The following is a 2,357-nucleotide window of genomic DNA, read 5'->3' as shown; positions in this document are numbered from 1 at the left end:
TGTTATAATTTAAACTGGGGACAGTAGGTAAGCACTGACTTGCTCTTTTTTGATGAATCTCCTTTCATGTGATTTACGGGGCGCAAGTCCCGTGCGGTGACCGAGGGCATGACCTTATGCGCCGCGCCATTTGCTTCCGAGCCTCCTATAAATTTGCGCAAAGGCACTCCGCTTTCGGGCGGGGTGTCTTTTTGCACCCCTCTCCAAAATTTTGAACCCGAAAGGTGTGAACCCCTTGCCTATCGAAAGACCCGACCGCAGCGGCGCTCATCAGCAGCAGTTCCGCGCGAACAAGAAACGGATATACGCCACGCAGACCGTGTGCGGCATATGCGGCAGACCGGTTGATTTTACGCTCAAATATCCGCACCCGCTGTCCGCTTGTATCGACCACATTATCCCGATAGCCAAGGGCGGGCACCCGTCGGACATATCGAATTTGCAGCTTGCTCACTGGTGCTGCAATCGGCAGAAGTCGGACAAGCTCGTTGAAAAGCAGGTGTTCGATCAGTCAGTTGAGCTCCTATCCAACCGCATACTGCCGCAGACTTTCGACTGGAAAACGTTCTGACGGCTCAGCGGTGCGAGCGCTGAACACTTTACCCGATGTTCGTCAAATGTTCGTCAAAATACATGAATTTTACACGATTTTTGTGACTTTTGCCGAATTTTTGGCTGCATATGGGGGGAGGGTGCCCCTTGAACTTGTGAGCGACCCTTCACCCTCTGCACTGGTTATATATCTCGCAGACTTGAAAAGTTTGGAAACGAAAGGATAAAACATGGCTGAATATAAGGGCATGGAGTACCTGCGGGCGAAGCTGAAATGCAAACGCCGCCGTGTGCAGGTGCGTTACGATCATTACCATATGAAGAATAAAATAGCAGACTTCGGCAAGATGATACCGCCCGATTATCGCTGGATAACCCCCGTTCTCGGCTGGTGCGCCAAGGCGGTAGACGTGCTCGCCGACCGTATCGTGTTCGACGGTTTCGACGGCGGCGGAGAGTTTCGCGTCAATGAGATACTGACGGAGAACAACAGCGATGTGCTCTTCGACAGCGCGGTGATCTCGGCACTCATCTCGTCCTGCTGTTTCATCTACATCTCGGCGGACGGCGACGGCTACCCGCGCTTGCAGGTCATCGACGGCGGCAGCGCGACGGGCATTATCGACCCCATCACGAATATGCTGCGCGAGGGTTACGCCGTGCTCGATACCGACGACCGCGGCAAACCGACCATCGAGGCGTACTTCACCGCCGAACAGACCGAGATCTACCGCAAGGGTGAGGACGTGCAGATATACGAAAACCCCGCGCCCTACCCGCTGCTTGTGCCGATGATCTACCGCCCCGACCCGGTAAGACCCTTTGGGCACAGCCGTATAACCCGCGCGTGTATGGAGCTCGTACAGGAAGCACTTAGAACGCTCAGGCGTTCGGAGATCTCGGCGGAGTTCTACAGCTTCCCGCAGAAGTACATTTTGGGCTTGTCGGACAGCGCCGAGCAGATGGACAAGTGGGGCGCAACGATGTCCTCGATGTTGGCGGTCACTCGCGACGACGACGGCAACAACCCCACCGTCGGACAGTTTCAGCAGCAGAGCATGACGCCGTACTCTGAGCAGCTAAAGTCGATAGCGAGCCTTTTCGCAGGCGAAACGGGCTTGACCCTCGACGACCTCGGCTTCGCAACGTCGAACCCATCAAGCTACGACGCTATCCGCGCGAGCCATGAAAATCTGCGGCTGACGGCGCGCAAGGCTCAGCGGACGTTCGGCACGGGCTTCCTCAACGTCGTGTATCTGGCGGCGTGCGTGCGCGACAAGGCGGCGTATACGCGCTATGCGTTCGCAGGTCTTACCCCGCGCTGGCTGCCGATTTTCGAGCCCGACGCGGCGGCGCTTGCGGGCGTTGGCGACGCTATTTTGAAGATAAATCAGGCAGCCCCCAACTATCTCGGCGAAAAGAATATCCGCCGTCTGACGGGCATGGAGGGCGAAAATGGCTGACATCGGCGCAGAGCTGCTCGAGAAAATTCGGGCGTTTTTCAAGAAAAAATGTCAGGGCGACGCGTACATACAGTCGGTGCTCGGCAAGGTCGCGGCGGGCACAGCGCAGATGGAAGAGATCTCGCTTCTCTCGCAGTCAATAGGCTTTCGGGCTTCGCAGGTGATAAGCGAATACGTCAACGTCGCCGCGCTGCCCGACGGCAAGATGTACTACAACATCGCCGACACGATACTCTCGGGCGTGCTCAAAGACAACTACGAGATCATCAATTCTGCGGCGGCTGAGTGCCAGCGTGCGCTTGACCGCAAGATGGGAATAAACATCGAGCCGCAGCGTGCGCC

Annotated in this window: 3 protein-coding genes; all 3 read left to right on the top strand. The window is 56.6% G+C overall.

Annotated elements, in window-relative coordinates:
• Window positions 1-235 precede the first annotated feature (235 nt).
• A complete protein-coding gene (locus tag LI114_RS13305) occupies window positions 236-571 on the top strand; it encodes an HNH endonuclease (protein ID WP_022127193.1) in 336 nt (111 codons plus the stop codon).
• Between the two features lie 211 nt (window positions 572-782).
• Complete coding sequence (locus tag LI114_RS13300; RefSeq protein WP_227221070.1) at window positions 783-2,015, top strand: hypothetical protein; 1,233 nt, start codon at window positions 783-785, stop codon at window positions 2,013-2,015.
• Window positions 2,008-2,357 (top strand): hypothetical protein (locus tag LI114_RS13295; protein WP_413770908.1); only part of this gene is annotated, 350 nt, incomplete at its 3' end. The genes LI114_RS13300 and LI114_RS13295, both read left to right, overlap by 8 nt.

Origin of the sequence: Ruminococcus sp. 210702-SL.1.03 (assembly GCF_020559915.1) — a bacterium.
Lineage (GTDB): Bacteria > Bacillota > Clostridia > Oscillospirales > Ruminococcaceae > YE71.
Note: the sequence above shows the minus strand (reverse complement) of the source record. Positions and strands in the feature narration are given on the sequence as shown.